Genomic DNA, 17,097 nt, shown 5'->3' on the forward strand with positions numbered 1-17,097 from the left:
CGGGAAGGGCCTCGGTGCACCGTGCGTCGAGCTAGGAGCCGATCTCCTGGTAGGCGGCGAACAACAGCGACGCATCCGGGCCCTCGAGCACGGTGGGCTTGCCGATGTCGTCGAGCACAATGAAGCGCAGCATGCCGCTGCGGGTCTTCTTGTCGCGTTGCATCGTCGCCAGCAGGGTGGGCCAGCGACCGACCGGGTAGGTGATCGGTAGGGTGAGTGACTCCAGGATGCGGCGGTGCCTGTCGACGGCCTCGTCGGAGAGCCGGCCGCTGAGCCGGGCCAGTTCGGCGGCGAACATCATGCCCACTGCCACGGCGGCTCCGTGCCGCCAGCCGTAGCGTTCGGCGTGCTCGACGGCGTGGCCGAGGGTGTGACCGTAGTTGAGGATCTCCCGCAGTCCGGCCTCCTTGAAGTCGACACCGACGACGCGGGCCTTCATGCCGATAGCCAGTTCGAGCACCCGGCGGAATTGCGGCGTGGTCGGGTCGGTGACCGCGTCCACGTCGGCCTCGACGATATCGAGGATCTCTGGCACCTGGATGAACCCGGCCTTCACGATCTCGGCGAAGCCGGCGAGGATTTCGTTCCGGGGCAGATCGGCGAGGATCTCGAGGTCGCAGACCACCGCAGCGGGGGCGTAGAAGGTACCGACGAGGTTCTTTCCCTCAGCGGTATTGATGCCGTTCTTGCCGCCGACGGCGGCGTCGACCATGCCGAGCACGCTGGTGGGGATCTGCACGAGCTTCACGCCGCGCAACCAGGTCGCCGCCACGAAGCCGGCCAGGTCGGTCACGGCTCCGCCGCCGAAGCCGATCACGGCGTCGGTGCGGGTGAAGTCGGCCTGGCCCATCACCTGCCAGCAGAATGCGGCCACCTCGACCCGCTTGGCGGCTTCGGCGTCGGGGACTTCGGCGATCAGTACCTCGTAGCGGTCGAGCAGGCTTTCCCGCAGCGCCACAGCGCGGGCGCCGAGGTGCGAGGTGTGCACGATCAGCACCTTCTTGACGGTGTCGCCCAGCTGGGCGGCGACGTCGGCAACGATGCCGCGGCCGATCAGCACGGGGTAGGTGTCGACCCCGGTCACGGTGATGGTGGTGGTGCCGGTCTCTTCGGGCTGCATGTCGGTCACGATTGTGTTCTAACCCATTTCACGATGTCGGCGGCGATGGCGTCGACCGGTCTGGTCGAGGTGTCGAAGGAGACGCTGGCCAGTGCCTCGTAGAGCGGCCGGCGTTCGTCGTAGATGCGCTGCCAGGCGTCGGGGCCGGCAGCCAGCAAGGGGCGTTTGGCGTTCTTGGTACGGTTGCGCACGGCCTCTGCGGTGGTGCTGAGTGAGATCACCGTGGCGCGGCGCAGGTCTGCCCGGCTGGCCGGGTCGAGCACGGCTCCGCCGCCGAGGGAGACGACGGCCCTGCTGCGCTGCAGGGCAGCGGCCACTGCCGCGCGTTCGAGCGCCCGGAAGTGGTCCTCACCGTTCGCCGCGAAGATCTCGGTGATCGGCCCGTGCTCGGCGACGATGTCCTTGTCGGTGTCGATGAACGGCACCCGGAGGGCGCGCGCGACCCGGCGGCCGATCTTGGACTTGCCGGATGCCATCGGGCCGATGAAGACCAGCGGGTACAGCGGCGTGTCGGTGTCCCGGGCCGGTTCGGCGCCCTCCGCAGCCGGCGCACGCCGGGCTGCCGGAGCGGCCGGCCAGCCGTCGGCGGGGCGGGAGGCCTCCGGGCTGAGGAACAGCACGTTACACGGTGGCGTCGCTGGACGCCCCGGTGCGCAGGTTCGCCGGGATGTTGGCGAGGTAGGAGTCCAGGTTGCGGCGGGTCTCGGTGAGCGAGTCGCCACCGAACTTCTCCAGCACCGAGTTGGCCAGCACGAGCGCGACCATGGCCTCGGCCACGACTCCGGCGGCCGGGACCGCACAGACGTCTGAGCGCTGGTGGTGCGCAGGCGCTGCTTCGCTCGTGGTGACGTCCACAGTGCGCAGGGCCCGCGGAATCGTGGCGATCGGCTTCATTCCAGCGCGCACCCGCAACACGGTTCCGGTCGACATGCCGCCCTCGGTGCCGCCGGCCTTGTCGCTGGCGCGCACGATGCGGTCGTCGACCTGCACGAGTTCGTCGTGAGCGGCCGATCCGCGGCGAGTGGTGGTGAGGAAGCCGTCGCCGACCTCCACGCCCTTGATCGCCTGGATGCCCATCAGCGCGGCAGCCAGCTGCGAGTCGAGCCGTTTGTCCCAGTGCACGAAGGAGCCCAGACCGGGTGGGAGGTTGTAGGCGAGCACCTCGACGATGCCGCCGAGGGTGTCGCCGTCCTTGTGCGCGGCGTCCACTTCGGCCACCATCAGCGCGCTGGTGGCGGGGTCGAAGCAGCGCAACGGGTCGGCGTCGAGGGTGTCGACGTCGCTCGGGTGCGGCAGCGGCGAACCCTCTGGAACGCGGACCGGGCCGATCGAGAGAGTGTGGCTGACCAGTTCGATGCCGAGGCCGGCAAGGAAAGCCCTGGCGACAGCGCCGAGGGCGACGCGGGCGGCGGTTTCGCGGGCGCTGGCACGTTCGAGCACCGGGCGGGCCTCGTCGAAATCGTACTTCTGCATGCCCACGAGGTCGGCGTGGCCGGGACGGGGACGCACCAGCGGCGCACCGCGACCGCGGGTGAGCAGGGCGGGATCGACCGGCTCCGGGCTCATCACCTCAGACCACTTGGGCCATTCGGTGTTGCCGATCCGCAGGGCGACAGGGCCGCCGAGGGTCAGTCCGTGGCGAACGCCGCCGGAGATGTTCAACTCATCCTGCTCGAATTTCATGCGGGCACCCCGGCCGTAGCCGAGTTTGCGGCGCGCAAGGTCGAGGCGGATCTCATCTAGGGTGACCGGGATCCCAGCGGGCAAACCCTCGACAATGGCGAGGAGTTCGGGGCCGTGGGACTCTCCGGCGGTAAGCCAACGAAGCATAGGTTCTATCCTTCCACAGCGTGGCCCGGCGAAGCGGCACTCCCGGGTGCGGCACCGTCGGCAGCCTCACGTGCGGACGCACCGAGCGCGGCCCCGAGGGTGGCATCGGTGAGGGCCGAACGCATGGCGTTGAGCACAGCGGCCTCGTCGGGCAGCGGCTGGAACGGGTCGGAGCCGACGAAGATGCGCACCTGGATGAGCGCCTGGTGCAAGAGCATCGTGAGTCCGGAACAGGCGCGGCCGCCGGCGGCGGTCCAGGACGAGGCCAGGGCGGTCGGCCACGGGGCATACCCGACGTCGAAGAGCAGCGTGTTCGCCCGCAGCTCCGCGGGGAACTCCGTGGCCAGCGCGGCGTCGCCCGGCATAGTGCTGATCACGAGATCGCTGCTGCGGCCGGGGTCTGAAATGGCGGAGAGGTCGGCGACGGTCACGACCAGGCCCAGCCGCCGCCCGAGGTCCACCAGAACGTCGGCGCGGGCCGGGGTGCGCGTGATGATGTCCACGAACTCTGCGCCGAGTTCCGCGGCGGCGACCAGGGCGGATGCTGCTGTCGCGCCCGCGCCGAGGAGGGTCACCCTCGCGGCCTGGTCGACGCCGGCCTCGGCCAGGGCGCGCACCAGGCCGGGCACATCCGTGTTGTAGCCGGTGAGCGGCCGGGCCGTCCCGTCGACGGGCTCGTCACCGAACCGCACGGTGTTCACCGCTCCGGTGAGTGTGGCCACCCGATCGATGTCGCTCAGCCGGGCCTGCACCTGGTGCTTGAGCGGCATGGTCAGCGACAGGCCGAGCCAGTCAGGACCGAGTTCGGCGAGGAACCCGTCCAGCTCCCCCGCTTCCACCTGCACCGCTGAGTACTGCCATCCCAGCCCGAGGGCCGTGTAGGCGGCGGCGTGCAGCGCCGGGGAGAGCGAGTGCGCGATCGGCGAACCGAGCACGGCCAGGCGTCGAGGCGTGTGGTCCTCCGGGGCCTGGTTCTCGGGGGTGGGATCAACCATATTCGGGGTGCTCCAACATCCAGTCGTTCCACTTGTCGACTCCGGCTTCGTGCTCCTCTGACGTGGTCGAGAAGATCGTTTCGCCGGTGTCCAGGTTCCAGGTCACGAAGTAGAGCCAGCTGCCGTCAGCGGGGTGCAGGGCGGCGTCGATGGCCAGGTCACCGGGGTTGCTGATCGGTCCGACCGGTAGGCCGGGGTGCACATAGGTGTTGTAGACGTTGCCCGCGTCTTCGCGTTCATCGTCGGTGGTAGTCACCAGATGGGTGTTGCCGGTGCCGTAGGCGACGGTGGCGTCGGACTGGAGCAGCCCCGTGTCCCACTGGGCCGGGTCGAGCCGGTTGTAGAAGACTCTGGACACCTTGTAGTAGTCGTCCCTCAGGCCGGCCTCACGCTGGATCAATGAGGCCATCACGATGGTCTTCCAGCGGTCCTCCGGTGCGACTCCGGCCTCGTCCAGGGCCTGGAATTGCCGGTCGACCAGGGTCTTGATCGCGTCATGCGCGCTTGTGGCCGGCTGGAACGTGTAGGTGGCGGGGAAGAGGAAGCCCTCGAGGCTGGTGGCCTCAGCGGGCAGGCCGTAGCCGGACAGGTCGGCTGCCGCAGCCTGGAGGTCGGCGAGCGGGATGTCGGTGCCTTCAGCGAGCGAGGCCAGCACGTCCACCGCGGCGGTTCCCTCGGGGATGACCACGGTCAGTTCCTGTCGGGTTTCCGGGTCCTGCAGGGCTTCGAGGGCGGCCGCGGCGCTCATCTGGGAGGCCAGGAGATAGGCGCCGGGCTGGAAGACCGGGTCCTCGGCCTGGGCGAGGAGCAGCGAGTAGAACGCGTCGTAGCTCTTCACCACGTCCTGCGCGACGAGGGTGTTCGCGATGTCGGAGCCGGTCTCGCCGTCGTGGATCATCACGAGCACCTCATCGCCTCCAGACCCCTCGTAGTCCTCTGGGCCCTGGGTGGCCGCGATGAGTTGGGTGATCGGTCCCTGCAGGGCGAAGGCCGCAGCCGCCATCAGGCCGAGGAGCACCAGCACGACGATGAGGCAGCCCCAGCCGCCCCTGCGCGACTTCGGCGCGCGCGGGGGCTGGTCCATCAACTGCGCGCGACGGTTGGCGCGGGAGTTCGGGCGGCCGGTGCGAACCGGCGCGGCCGGCCCGGCAGGTGCTGAGCTGACCGGGGTCGCGGGTTCTGTGGTCTCCGGCGGCGTGCCGAAGCCGAGCCCGGCGAACGGGTTGTGCTCTGAGCCCCACGCCGAGGCCGATTCCTCCGTCACCGCAGCAGCTACGGGCGGGGTGACCTCCGGCAGGGTTTGGTCGGCGGCAGACGGCCGGACAGGTGCCGCTACCGGAGCGGGCTGTTCGACGGGCAGCGGTGCGGGCGGCTCGACCGCCAGCGGGGCCGGGGCCGCGCCTGTGCCCGCGCGACCGGCTTCGGCCTCCCGGGCTGCTTCGGCTTCACGTCTGGCCCGACGCGACGGCAACGGTGTGCCACCAGCGCCTCCCGACGGATTCGCGTCGGGAGATTCCGGTGCAGGAGGTGCCACGATTAGGGCCTTCCGGTCTGGTCGACGGGCGTACCGGCAGGTTTGCCTGTGGCCCGTTCAGTGTCAAGGGCGTGCTGCAAGATGATAGTCGCGGCCACCTGATCGACCACTGGACGTTGGGTGCGAGTGCTGCGTCCGACCGTGCGCAGGGCGGCCTGGGCCGACACCGTCGAGAGCCGCTCGTCGACCAGGCGCACCGGTACCGCCACGGCGGATGCCAGCGCTCCGGCGAACTCGACGGCGTCATCAGTGGATGCCGTGTGCCGGCCCGAGAGGGCCAGCGGCAGCCCGACGATCACCTCGACGGCGTCGAGTTCGGCCACGATCGCCGTGATCCGGCCGAGGTCGCCCGGCGCGGCCGCGCCGCGCTCCCTGGGCACCGTCTCCACCGGAGTGGCGAGCATGCCGTGGAAGTCGCTGCGCGCGACGCCGATTCGCACGGTGCCGACATCGATTCCCACACGCACGCCCGACCGCATATCAGCGGGCGACCAGGGTTCGCAGGGTGCCCAGCGCCTCGGGGATCGCATCCACCTTGGTGCCACCGCCCTGGGCCAGGTCGTCCTTGCCGCCGCCGCCGCCGCCGAGGATCCCGGAGAGCTGCTTGGCCAGCGCGCCGGCCTTGTGGCCGGCTTCCCTGGCCGCGGCGTTGGTCGCCACGATCACGACGGGCTTGTCCCCCACCGTCGCGGCGAGGGCCACGACCGCGGCGTCACCGCCGAGGCGTTCGCGGGTGCTGGTGACCAGCATGCGCACGTCGTCGGCCGAGTTCAGCGCACCGAGGTCTTCGGCCACCACGTTGACGCCGCCGAGCCGGGTGGCCGTGGCGACGAGCGCCGGCACCCGGTCGCCCAGGGCGCGTGCTTCGAACGTGGCGATCTTCTTCTCGGCGGCCTTGAGGCTCTGCATGAGGTCGGCGATCTTGGCCGGCAACTGCTCGCGGGGCGTCTTGAGGTTGCTGGTGAGCTGGGACACGATCGCGCGCTCTGCGGCGAGGTCGCGGAACGCTTCCAGGCCGACGAGCGATTCGACCCGGCGGTTGGTGGAGCCCACCGACGCCTCGCTGACCAGGTTGATCATGCCGATCTCCGAGCTGGTGGCCACATGGGTACCGGCGCAGAGTTCACGCGACCAGGGTCCGCCGATGTCGACAACACGCACGCGGTCGCCGTACTTCTCGCCGAACAGGGCCATCGCGCCCAGCGCCTTGGCTTCGGCCAGCGGCAGCTCACGGGTGGTCACCTCGAGGTTGTCGCGGATGGCGTTGTTGGAGATCTCCTCGATCTCACTGCGCGTCGCGGGCGAGAGGGCCTGGTTCCAGGAGAAGTCGAGCCGGAAGAAGCCGGCCTTGTTGTAAGAGCCGGACTGGTGCGCGTTCGGGCCCAGCACCTGGCGGAGCGCCGCGTGCAGGATGTGGGTGCCGGAGTGCGCCTGCCGTGCGCCGCGGCGCCAGTCGGGGTCCACGACGCTGGTGGCGGGATCGCCGACGCCGACCTCTCCGCTGGAGACCTGCACCTTGTGGCTGATCAGCCCCTTGACGGGCTTCTGCACGTCGAGAACTTCGAGTTCGTAGCCCGGGCCCACGATCAGGCCGGCGTCGGCTTCCTGGCCGCCGGATTCGGCGTACAGCGCGGTCTCCGCCAGGATCACCTCGGCGATGTCGCCGGCCACGGCGCGGTTCACCGAGGCGCCGTCGACGATCAGGCCCAGGATGGTGGACTCGGTCTGCAGCATGTCGTAGCCGGTGAAGACGGTTTCGCCCTGCGCGCGGAAGGCGCTGTAGACCGACAGGTCGGCCAGGTGGGTCTTCTTGGCCTTCGCGTCGGCCTTCGCCATCGCGCGCTGCTTCGCCATCAGGGTGTCGAACGCCTCACGGTTGACGCTGAGGCCCGCTTCCTCGGCCATTTCGAGGGTGATCTCGATGGGGAAACCGTAGGTGTCGTGCAGCAGGAAGGCGGTATCGCCGGGCAGCTCTGCCTTCTGGGCGCTCTTGGTCTTCGCCACGGCGAGGTCGAGCACACTCGATCCGCTGGCCAGGGTGCGCAGAAAGGTCTCCTCTTCGGCATACGCGGCCTGGCTGATGCGGTCGAAGTCGGTGGCGACCTCGGGGTACGCGGCGCTCATGGCGTCGCGGGAGGCGGGGAACAGTTCGGTGAATGAGGCGGTGTCGACGCCGAGCAGCCGCATGGCGCGAACACTGCGGCGCATCAGGCGGCGCAGGATGTAGCCGCGGCCCTCGTTGGACGGCATGACGCCGTCGCTCATCAGCATCAGGGAGGAGCGCACGTGGTCGGCGACGATGCGCATCCGCACGTCATCGTCGTGTACGGCGCCGTAACGGCGGCCGGACAGGGCGGCGGCGCGGTCGAGGACCGGGCGCACCTGGTCGATCTCGTACATGTTCTCGACGCCCTGCTTGAGGAACGCGACCCGTTCCAGGCCCATGCCGGTGTCGATGTTCTTCTTGGGCAGGTCGCCGAGGATCTGGAAATCGTTCTTTCCGGTGCCCTCGCCACGCAGGTACTGCATGAAAACGAGGTTCCAGATTTCGACGTACCTGTCGTCGTCGGTGGCCGGGCCACCGTCGATGCCGTACGCCGGTCCGCGGTCGAAGAAGATCTCGCTGCAGGGGCCGGCCGGTCCCGGCTGGCCGGTGGACCAATAGTTGGTGTCCATGCCCAGTCGCTGGATGCGGTGTTCGGGCAGCCCCAGCGCACGCCAGTACCCGAAGGCCTCGTCGTCGTTCTCGTAGACCGTGACCCAGAGATCCTTCTCGGCGAAACCGTAGCCGCCGTCGGCCTCACTCGAGGTGAGCAGCTCCCAGGCGTAGCTGATCGCCTGCTCCTTGAAGTAGTCACCGAAGGAGAAGTTGCCGTTCATCTGGAAGAACGTGCCGTGCCGCGGGGTCTTGCCGACCTCTTCGATGTCGTTGGTGCGGATGCACTTCTGCACGCTCGTGGCGCGCGGGTACGGCGAGGGCACCAGACCGGTGAGGTACGGCACGAACGGCACCATACCGGCGACGGTGAAGAGGAGGGAGGGGTCGTCGCTGACGAGTGACGCCGAGGGGACAACGGTGTGTCCACGGTCAGCGAAGAAGTCGAGCCAGCGCCCGCGGATGTCGGCAGTCTGCATGGTGTCCGTACTGTTTGCTGGAGCAGGCGGACCTGCTCAGGGGAATGCGGGAGGAAGTGGGTTACGGCTTGGAGAGCTCGTCGATGGTGTCTTCGGCTTCGCCTAGGGCGGCGTGCAGCTCGGCCTCGCGCTTGCGGTAGCCCTCGGAGATGGCCTCGCCGAACTCGCGGGTCTTCGCGTCAAGGTCGGTGAAGAACCGTTTGCCCTGCTGGGTCTTGTTCACCTCGTGAGCGGCAACGAAGCCGATCCCGACGCCGACGAGTAACCAGATGACGTTCTTCATGGCATGTGCTCCCTGTGTGTGTGGAGATGTGGGTGAGTGACTGGCGGATGCGAACCGGCTGGTGCAGCACGATTCGGCCACGACGCTCTCGGTTCCTAAGCGTAGTGGACTTAGTTCTTGCCCCGCCGGGGGCGCGATGCCGTGAACGCCGCGCGCAGGCCGGCCGAGAATCCGGCGAGCTTGATCAGCGGGCCGCCCACGGTGGCCGCGACGAGCGCGACGAGGGCAGACACGTTGCCGGTGACCTCGGCGACGTTGGTGGTGATGGTGTCGAGCGTGGCCAGCTGGTGATTGGTCTGCGCGATCGTGCTCGTGGTCTCCTCGAGCAGCGGGGTCACGTTGGAACTGAGATCCCGGATGGCGAGGGTGGTCTCGTCGAAGACCCGCCCCAGCTTGATCAGCGGCAGGGCGAGGAACCCCACCAGGATTGCGAAAACGCCCGCGGCAATCAGGCCGGCGATATCTCCACCAGTCATGCGACACCATCCATTCGGTTCAGTGAATACGTTCAGAGCATGCACGAGCAAACGCAAAAGGGCGGATCACCTAGGTGATCCGCCCTCCAGCGTAGTTCAGTTCCAGCGGATGGAGACCCGCCGGGGGTGACTAGCGTGCTGCGTAGTACTCGACGACGAGCTGAACTTCACAGGTCACGGGAATCTCGATCCGCTTCGGCGCGCGCACGAGGCGGGCCTGCAGCTTGTCGAGTTCGACCTCGAGGTACGGCGGCAGCTTCGGGAGCAGGTCGACGTGTCCGCCGGCGGCTGCAACCTGGAAGGGCTCGGTGCCCTCTGAGCGTGCCTTGACGTGGATGAGCTGACCCGGCTTCACGCGGAAGGACGGGCGGTCAACCAGCTGGCCGTCGACGAGGATGTGACGGTGCACAACCATCTGACGGGCCTGGGCGGTGGTGCGGGCGATAGCCGAACGCACCAGGAGGGCGTCGAGACGGGTCTCGAGGATCTCGACCAGGTTCTCACCGGTCAGGCCCTGGCGGCGACGCGCTTCTTCGAAGGCGATCTTGAGCTGGGCTTCGCGGATGCCGTACTGGGCGCGTAAGCGCTGCTTTTCGCGCAGGCGCACGGCGTAGTCCGAATCGGTCTTGCGCTTGGTGCGGCCGTGCTCGCCCGGAGCATAGGGGCGCTTCTCGAGGTACTTGGCGGCCTTCGGGGTGAGGGCGATGCCCAGGGCCCGCGAGAGGCGGGTCTTACTGCGGGTACGTGACTTGGTAGACACAGTGTCCTTTCGGATGGAACTGGAAAATGGATACCAGGGCGTGTCAGGCGAGCGTGTTACGGCAGGCCGGAACGTCATGGGAGATCAGAGGGGTGGGTGCCACGGGCCGCCCGGCTACAGGGCGAATCCACTCCAACATCGGTATCGAGACGCAGCCGCATGACGAAACCAGTTGTAGGCGAGGTCAAGGCTAGCACACGGGAGCCCTCCTCCCCCTTGATTCACGCGGGTCCTGGCCTACTCGCCGCGGATGATCCGGCGCAGTTTGGCCAGCCGGGCGGAGACTTCCCGCTCGTTGCCGTGCTCGGTGGGCTGGTAGTACTGAGTGCGCCGCAACTCGGTGGGCAGGTAATCCTGCTTCAGGACGCCCAGCGTGTCGTCGTGCGGGTACTGGTAGCCCTTGCCGTGGCCCAGCCGCTTCGCACCGGGATAGTGCGCATCGCGCAGGTGCTTGGGCACCCGGCCGGTGTTCCCGGCCCGCACGTCCGCTATGGCCGCGTCCAGCGCCATGTATGCGGCGTTGGACTTCGGCGCGCAGGCCAGATGCACCACGGCCTGCGCGAGCGGGATGCGCCCTTCCGGCATGCCGATGTATTGCACGGCGTCCGCGGCGGCGATCGCGATGACGAGCGACTGCGGGTCGGCCATGCCGATGTCCTCCGAAGCGAGCACGATGATGCGCCGGCAGATGAACCGGGGATCCTCCCCGGCTTCGATCATGCGGGCCAGGTAGTGCAGCGACGCATCCACGTCCGACCCGCGCACCGACTTGATGAAGGCGCTGATCACGTCGTAGTGCTCGTCACCGTTGCGGTCGTAGCGCAGCAGCGCCCGGTCGACGGCGAGGGAGACGATCTCGGTGGTGATGACGGGCTTCTCGCCGTCTTCTGTCTCGGTCGTGGCGGCGGACACCGATGCCGCTTCGAGTGCCGTGAGGGCGCGGCGGGCGTCGCCGGAGGCGAGCCGGATGATGGCGCCGCGCGCTTCGGGGTCGAGGACGAACCTGTCGGCCAGTCCCCGCTGGTCGGTGACCGCGCGGTCGACGACCAGGCCGAGGTCGTCGTCGCTCAGGGTCTCCAGGGTGAGCAGCAGCGAACGCGACAACAGCGGCGAGATCACCGCGAACGACGGGTTCTCGGTGGTGGCCGCGACGAGGATGATGATGCCGTTCTCCACCCCGGGTAGTAGGGCGTCTTGCTGTGCCTTGCTGAACCGGTGGATTTCGTCGAGGAACAAGACCGTCGACAGGCCGTACAGGTCGCGGCTGGTGCGCGCCTCTTCCATCACCTGGCGCACGTCCCGCACGCCGGCGGACACCGCTGAGAGTTCGACGAACCGCCGTCCAGAGCTGTGTGCGATCGTCTGCGCCAGGGTGGTCTTGCCGGTTCCGGGCGGGCCCCAGAGGATGACCGACACCGAACCCTGCTCCCCCGTCTTGTCGTTCGCCAGGCTCACCAGGGGCGACCCCGGGTTCAGCAGGTGACGCTGCCCGGCGACCTCGGCCAGGCTCTTGGGGCGCATGCGCACCGCGAGCGGCGTGGCACCGGTGCGCAGGCCCGGTTGTGCTGATGACATGGCTCCAGCGTAGTTTGTGCCGCTGACAGCCGGTTCCGCCCGGGATCGGTGCCGGTCCGGCTGATTTTTCCCGCCGCCCGCGGGTGCGTAGAGTTCAGGGTGACCGGGCCGTGTAGCCCGGAAGGCTGACTTTTCCCGCCCGCTGGCGGCACCTGGAGGATTCCCGTGGCACCGAGCAACAAACAGGATCGCGAAGCACGTGAAACCCGCGGCCGGGTTCGCGCCTACCAGGCCAGGCAAGCTGTGCACGCGCACCAGGGCAAGCGCCGGGTGCGCGACAACATCCTGGCCGGCGGCATCCTGCTGGTCGTGCTCGTCGTGCTGGTGGGCGCTCAGCTGTTCTATTTCGGCGGCGGACCCGGTACGCCGGAGCCCTCGGCCACGGCGACGCCGACCGACTCGCCCACCGACACCGTGACGCCCACGCCGGGCGCCAATGCCGGCGACGTGCCGTCCAGCGACCTGGCCGAAGGCCGCACCTGGACCGGGACTCTGACTCTCAATGACATTCCGCTCGGAATCGAGTTGGACGGTTCCCTTGCACCGCAGGCGGTGTCGTCGACCATCAGCCTGGCCGAGTCTGGTTTCTACGACGGCCTCAGCTGCCACCGTCTCACCAACGGCGGCTTCTCGGTGCTGCAGTGCGGCGACCCGAACAGCGACGGCACTGGCGGACCGAACTACTACTACGGTCCGGTGGAGAACGCTCCGGCTGATGCCGTGTACCCGGCCGGCACCCTGGCCATGGCCCGGTCGAGTGACCCGTTCAGCATGGGCAGCCAGTTCTTCGTCGTCTACGCCGACACGACCATCCCGGCCGGTGCCGACGGCTCGGGTTATACGGTCATCGGGAAGGTGACGAGCGGTCTCGACCAGCTGATCACTGGTGTCGTCGACGCCGGCGTCGCCGACGGGTCGACCGATGGTGCCCCGGTGGTTCCGACCACCATCACCTCTCTGACCGTGCAATAACACCCGAACAGATCGGCAAATACCCTTTCGCCGGCAACAGTTCGGTCGATTCCGCTGAACGTTGGGCAGCCTTGCAATAGGCTTGTGCGCGTATTGGCTCGTCCAGGTATTCGCCCTTCGCGGGTTACCAACCAAATCATTAAGGTGAGGCACTTGACTACGACAGATCAGCAACCATGGGGTCGCGTAGACGAAACCGGCACGGTTTACGTGCGCGAGGCAGACGGCGAACGTGCCGTCGGCCAGTATCCCGATGCGACTCCCGAGGAGGCGCTCGCCTACTTCGAACGTAAGTATGTGGAACTGAACGGGCAGGTCACCCTGCTCGAACAGCGCGCGAAGGGAGGGGCTCCGGCCGCCGATATCGCCAAGTCGGTCGCGAACCTGTCCAAGTCGGTCGCCACGGCCAACGCGGTGGGAAACCTTGCCGCCCTCGCCGAGCGCCTGGGCGCCCTCGGCGGCACCGTCACCGAGCTCACCGAGCAGCAGGGCGTCGAGGCCAAGGCCGCCGGCGCTGCCGCCCTGGCCGAACGCGCTGCAATCGTCGAAGAGGCCGAGCGCCTCGCGGCCGAAGACCCAGCCAAGACGCAGTGGAAGCAGACCAGCGCCGCCCTCGATGCCCTGTTCGCCAAGTGGCAGGCCCACCAGCACGACGCCCCGCGCATCCCCAAGGGCGAGGCCAACGAACTCTGGAAGCGATTCCGCGCCGCACGCACGACCATCGAGCAGAACCGCAAGGCGTTCTTCGCCGAGCTCGATAGCGCACACAAGGATGTTCGCAACCGCAAGCAGCAGCTGATCGAGAAGGCCGAGGCCCTGGCCCCTCAGGGTGCCGACGGCATTCCCGCCTACCGCAACCTGCTCGAGGACTGGAAGGCCGCCGGGCGCTCGGGCAAGAAGCAGGACGACGCCATGTGGGCGAAGTTCAAGGCTGCCGGCGACGTGCTCTACTCCGTCAAGAGCGAGATCGACGCGCAGGACAACGAGGAGTTCGCCGGCAACCTGGTGGTCAAGCTCGAGCTGCTCACCGAAGCAGAAGCCCTCCTCACCGAGACCGACCGGGTCAAGGCTCGCGAGGTGCTGAGCTCTGTGCAGCGTCGCTGGGACGCCGCCGGCAAGGTCCCCCGCGACCAGGTCAAGCCGGTCGAAGAGCGCATGCGCAAGGTGGAGGCCGCCGTGCGCAAGCTCGACGACGACCACTGGAAGCGCAACAACCCCGAGACCAAGGCTCGCACTGAGGGTCTCGCCGGTCAGCTGCACGACGCGATCGCGAAGCTCGAAGCCGAGCTGGCGGTAGCGCAGGAGACCAAGGACGCCCGCAAGATCAAGGACGCCACCGAGGCCCTCGAGACCCGCAAGGCTTGGCTGAAGGCCATCGGGCAGTAACGCTCCACCAGCACAGAACCGCGCGGCTCAGGCTGTGCACAGGCGACACGGGATCGGGAATCTGTCCACAGGTTCCCGGTCCCGTTTCGTGTACCACCGTGGGGTCAGCACCCTGGAAGCATGACTGCTGTGCTTCCCGGTGAACTCACGCCGGCGGATCTTCCCCTGGCCGAGCTGAACGCCGCCCGCCTGGACGGGGAGGTGTTCACCCTGGCCGGTGTCTGGTGCCCGATCGATGCGTTCGATGGCCCGGAGACCCGCGCGGCCGCCGTGGCGTGGGCTGCGCCGTCGCGGGCGGTCGCCGAGCGGATGACGGCGGCGTGGATCTACGGCCTGGTCCCCGAGCCGGCCCAGCATCAGTTCTGTGTCGACATCGCTGGGCGAACCCGGATGCCCACCGATGGCAGCATCCACCTGCGCGAGGTGAAACTCTCCCCCGCCGACACTGTGCTGATCGGTGGGCTGCCCGTCACCGGTCCGCTCCGCACCGCCCTGGACCTCGCGCGGTGGGGCGGGGCGGCCGGGCGACCGGTGGATGCCGCGCTGCTCGCCGGCCTCCTAGCCCGTGCCGCCCCGGGTGACACCGACCGGGCCGGCAGAACAGTGGCGGAACAGTTGCGCGGCATCTCGTTCAGCCGGGTCGCGGCGGTTCGGCTGCACCAGGCCATACGGTTGTTGTCCGTCTCGGCCGTGCGGCCGGGCGCATCAGCCGTCGCTGACCCGGTAGACGTCGTAGACCGCGTCGATCCGGCGCACGGCGTTCAGCACTCGGTCCAGGTGGGTGGTGTCGCCCATCTCGAAGACGAACCGGCTGATCGCCAGGCGGTCGCTTGAGGTGTTCACCGTCGCGGAGAGGATGTTGACGTGGTGTTCGGAGAGCACCCGAGTGACGTCGGACAGCAGCCCGGAACGGTCGAGCGCCTCGATCTGGATCTGCACCAGGAAGAGGCTCTTCGAGGTGGGCGCCCAATCGACGTCGATCATCCGCTCGGGTTCCTTGAGCAGCGACTGCACGTTGTGGCAGTCGAACTGATGCACGGAGACACCCGAACCGCGGGTGATGAAGCCGACGATCTTGTCGCCGGGAACCGGGGTACAGCATCGGGCGAGCTTGACCAGGATGTCGGGCGCCCCGCGCACGAGGATGCCGGAGTCGTTGTTGCGCAGAGTCTGCGTGCGCCCGTTCGGGGCGAACGGCAGGTCGGTCGCGTCGCTCTCCTCCACGCTCTGCAGAGTGGCCACGACCTTCTCCAGCACCGACTGGGTGGAGACATGCCCCTCGCCGACGGCCGCGTACAGCGCGGAGACGTCTTCGTAGCGCATCACCGCGGCGACCTCGGCGAACGAGTCCTGGTTCATCAGCTTCTGCAGCGGCAGGTTCTGCTTGCGCATGGCCCTGGCGATGGCGTCGCGGCCCTGCTCGATGGCTTCGTCGCGTCGTTCCTTGGTGAACCACTGCCGGATCTTGTTCCGGGCCCTGGGGCTCTTGACGAAGTTCAGCCAGTCCTGGCTGGGTCCGGAGTCGGGGTTCTTCGAGGTGAAGACCTCGACGACGTCGCCGGTGGTGAGGGAACTCTCCAGCGGCACCAATCGTCCGTTGACTTTGGCGCCCATGGTGCGGTGGCCCACCTCGGTGTGCACGGCGTAGGCGAAGTCCACCGGGGTGGCGTCGGCGGGCAGGCCGATCACCCGCCCCTTTGGCGTGAAGACGTAGACCTCCTTCGCGCCGATCTCGTACCGGAGCGAGTCGAGGAACTCGTTCGGGTCGGCGGTTTCTGCCTGCCAGTCGGAGATGTGCGCGAGCCAGGCCATGTCGGTGTCGCTCTGCGGGCCGGGGCCGGAGCTCTTGCCGTTGACCTGCTCTTTGTACTTCCAGTGCGAGGCGACACCGAATTCGGCGCGCTCGTGCATTTCCTGGGTGCGGATCTGAATCTCGACCGGGCGCCCGCTCGGGCCGAGCACCGTGGTGTGCAGTGACTGGTAGAGATTGAACTTGGGGGTGGCGATGTAGTCCTTGAACCGGCCGGGCAGCGGGGTCCAGCGGGCGTGGATCGCGCCGAGCACGGCGTAACAGTCCCGCACCGAGTTAACCAGGACCCGGATGCCGACCAGGTCGTAGATCTCGTCGAACTCCCGGCCGCGCACCACCATCTTCTGGTAGATCGAGTAGTACTGCTTGGGCCGGCCGGCCACCTTGCCGCGGATACGGGCGGCCTTGAGGTCGTCGTTGATCGCGTCGATGACGTACTGCACGAATTCTTCGCGCTGCGGAGTGCGCTGTTTGACCAGGCTCTCGATCTCGGCGTAGAGCTTGGGGTAGAGCACGCCGAAGGACAGGTCTTCGAGTTCCCACTTGATGGTCTGGATGCCCAGCCGGTGCGCCAGCGGGGCGTAGATCTCCAGGGTCTCTGTCGCCTTGCGGCTGGCGGACTCTGCGGGCACGAAACCCCAGGTGCGGGCGTTGTGCAGCCGGTCGGCCAGCTTGATGATCAGGACCCGGATGTCCTTGGACATGGCCACGATCATCTTGCGCACGGTCTCGGCCTGGGTCGAGTCACCGTACTTGACCTTGTCGAGCTTCGTGACGCCGTCGACGAGCATGGTGATCTCGTCGCCGAAGTCGGCGCGTAACTGCTCGAGGGTGTAGTCGGTGTCTTCGACGGTGTCGTGCAGCAGAGCCGCCGCCACGGTCTTGGGTCCGATGCCCAGGTCCGCGAGGATCTGGGCGACAGCCACCGGGTGGGTGATGTACGGCTCGCCGCTGCGCCGTTTCTGGCCCTCGTGGGCGCGTTCGGCCGCGGTATAGGCCCGTTCGATGATCGACAGGTCGACCTTGGGATGGTGCGTGCGCACCGTCTTCAAGAGCGTGTCGACGGCTCCGGCCGGTTGGGCCCTGGAGAAGATGCGCGGCACGAGGCGACGCAGGGACGCAGCGGATGGCGTCGTAATCTCAGTCATCTCGTTACCTCATTCCCTGGCGCCAATTATCCCTGTACTAACGGATAAACGCTAAACCGGCGGAGGAGGTCGG

Annotated in this window: 14 protein-coding genes; 2 read left to right on the top strand and 12 right to left on the bottom strand. The window is 68.1% G+C overall.

The genetic code is table 11. The features are described 5' to 3' along the window. Positions 1–31: 31 nt before the first annotated feature. The 11 genes from aroB to CTB96_RS13565 all read right to left on the bottom strand — a co-directional run bounded on the left by aroB (position 32) and on the right by CTB96_RS13565 (position 11,708). Positions 32–1,120, bottom strand: a complete 1,089-nt coding sequence (gene aroB / locus CTB96_RS13515) for a 3-dehydroquinate synthase (RefSeq protein ID WP_110128488.1) — start codon at positions 1,118–1,120, stop codon at positions 32–34. A 5-nt stretch (positions 1,121–1,125) separates the two neighbouring features. Then, positions 1,126–1,740, bottom strand: coding sequence for a shikimate kinase (locus tag CTB96_RS13520; protein WP_248283377.1), 615 nt, complete (start codon positions 1,738–1,740; stop codon positions 1,126–1,128). A 1-nt stretch (position 1,741) separates the two neighbouring features. Further along, on the bottom strand, positions 1,742–2,950 hold the full coding sequence (gene aroC / locus CTB96_RS13525; RefSeq protein ID WP_110127388.1) for a chorismate synthase: 1,209 nt from the start codon (positions 2,948–2,950) through the stop codon (positions 1,742–1,744). Between the two features lie 5 nt (positions 2,951–2,955). Continuing rightward, on the bottom strand, positions 2,956–3,945 hold the full coding sequence (locus tag CTB96_RS13530) for a shikimate dehydrogenase (RefSeq protein WP_110127389.1): 990 nt from the start codon (positions 3,943–3,945) through the stop codon (positions 2,956–2,958). Then, positions 3,938–5,209, bottom strand: a complete 1,272-nt coding sequence (mltG, locus tag CTB96_RS13535) for an endolytic transglycosylase MltG (RefSeq protein ID WP_248283378.1) — start codon at positions 5,207–5,209, stop codon at positions 3,938–3,940. Before mltG ends, CTB96_RS13530 begins: the two co-directional genes overlap by 8 nt. 272 nt (positions 5,210–5,481) lie before the next feature. Further along, positions 5,482–5,958, bottom strand: coding sequence for a Holliday junction resolvase RuvX (gene ruvX, locus CTB96_RS13540; protein WP_110127391.1), 477 nt, complete (start codon positions 5,956–5,958; stop codon positions 5,482–5,484). Between the two features lies 1 nt (position 5,959). Next, a complete protein-coding gene (gene alaS / locus CTB96_RS13545) occupies positions 5,960–8,614 on the bottom strand; it encodes an alanine--tRNA ligase (RefSeq protein ID WP_110127392.1) in 2,655 nt (884 codons plus the stop codon). 61 nt (positions 8,615–8,675) lie between these two features. Next, positions 8,676–8,897, bottom strand: a complete 222-nt coding sequence (locus tag CTB96_RS13550; protein WP_110127393.1) for a hypothetical protein — start codon at positions 8,895–8,897, stop codon at positions 8,676–8,678. Between the two features lie 110 nt (positions 8,898–9,007). Further along, positions 9,008–9,373 carry a DUF948 domain-containing protein gene (locus CTB96_RS13555; RefSeq protein ID WP_110127394.1) on the bottom strand — a complete coding sequence of 122 codons (366 nt, stop codon included), beginning with the start codon at positions 9,371–9,373 and terminating at the stop codon, positions 9,008–9,010. A gap of 130 nt (positions 9,374–9,503) precedes the next feature. Next, positions 9,504–10,133 (bottom strand): 30S ribosomal protein S4, encoded by a 630-nt coding sequence (rpsD, locus tag CTB96_RS13560; protein ID WP_066595696.1) that lies wholly within the window; start codon positions 10,131–10,133, stop codon positions 9,504–9,506. Positions 10,134–10,370: 237 nt separating this feature from the next. Beyond that, positions 10,371–11,708, bottom strand: a complete 1,338-nt coding sequence (locus CTB96_RS13565; RefSeq protein WP_110127395.1) for a replication-associated recombination protein A — start codon at positions 11,706–11,708, stop codon at positions 10,371–10,373. Between the two features lie 165 nt (positions 11,709–11,873). Here CTB96_RS13565 and CTB96_RS13570 point away from each other — a divergent pair, with 165 nt between their 5' ends. Beyond that, positions 11,874–12,680, top strand: coding sequence for a peptidylprolyl isomerase (locus CTB96_RS13570; RefSeq protein ID WP_110127396.1), 807 nt, complete (start codon positions 11,874–11,876; stop codon positions 12,678–12,680). A 153-nt stretch (positions 12,681–12,833) separates the two neighbouring features. Next, entirely contained in the window at positions 12,834–14,066 is a 1,233-nt protein-coding gene (locus CTB96_RS13575) for a DUF349 domain-containing protein (RefSeq protein ID WP_110127397.1), read from the top strand. 705 nt (positions 14,067–14,771) lie between these two features. On the opposite strand, the gene CTB96_RS13580 is transcribed toward CTB96_RS13575, so the two are convergent. Further along, on the bottom strand, positions 14,772–17,024 hold the full coding sequence (locus CTB96_RS13580; RefSeq protein WP_110127398.1) for a RelA/SpoT family protein: 2,253 nt from the start codon (positions 17,022–17,024) through the stop codon (positions 14,772–14,774). Positions 17,025–17,097 lie beyond the last annotated feature (73 nt).

The sequence above is a fragment of the Cryobacterium arcticum genome (assembly GCF_003185895.1).
Classification (GTDB): domain Bacteria; phylum Actinomycetota; class Actinomycetes; order Actinomycetales; family Microbacteriaceae; genus Cryobacterium; species Cryobacterium arcticum.

What these genes read in the sequence shown, in the direction of transcription:
- alaS (WP_110127392.1), bottom strand. Translation starts at nt 8,614, where the DNA reads ATGCAGACTGCCGACATCCGCGGGCGCTGGCTCGACTTCTTCGCTGAC.
- CTB96_RS13565 (WP_110127395.1), bottom strand. Translation starts at nt 11,708, where the DNA reads ATGTCATCAGCACAACCGGGCCTGCGCACCGGTGCCACGCCGCTCGCG.
- CTB96_RS13555 (WP_110127394.1), bottom strand. Translation starts at nt 9,373, where the DNA reads ATGACTGGTGGAGATATCGCCGGCCTGATTGCCGCGGGCGTTTTCGCA.
- CTB96_RS13550 (WP_110127393.1), bottom strand. Translation starts at nt 8,897, where the DNA reads ATGAAGAACGTCATCTGGTTACTCGTCGGCGTCGGGATCGGCTTCGTT.
- aroC (WP_110127388.1), bottom strand. Translation starts at nt 2,950, where the DNA reads ATGCTTCGTTGGCTTACCGCCGGAGAGTCCCACGGCCCCGAACTCCTC.
- CTB96_RS13530 (WP_110127389.1), bottom strand. Translation starts at nt 3,945, where the DNA reads ATGGTTGATCCCACCCCCGAGAACCAGGCCCCGGAGGACCACACGCCT.
- ruvX (WP_110127391.1), bottom strand. Translation starts at nt 5,958, where the DNA reads ATGCGGTCGGGCGTGCGTGTGGGAATCGATGTCGGCACCGTGCGAATC.
- CTB96_RS13580 (WP_110127398.1), bottom strand. Translation starts at nt 17,024, where the DNA reads ATGACTGAGATTACGACGCCATCCGCTGCGTCCCTGCGTCGCCTCGTG.
- aroB (WP_110128488.1), bottom strand. Translation starts at nt 1,120, where the DNA reads ATGCAGCCCGAAGAGACCGGCACCACCACCATCACCGTGACCGGGGTC.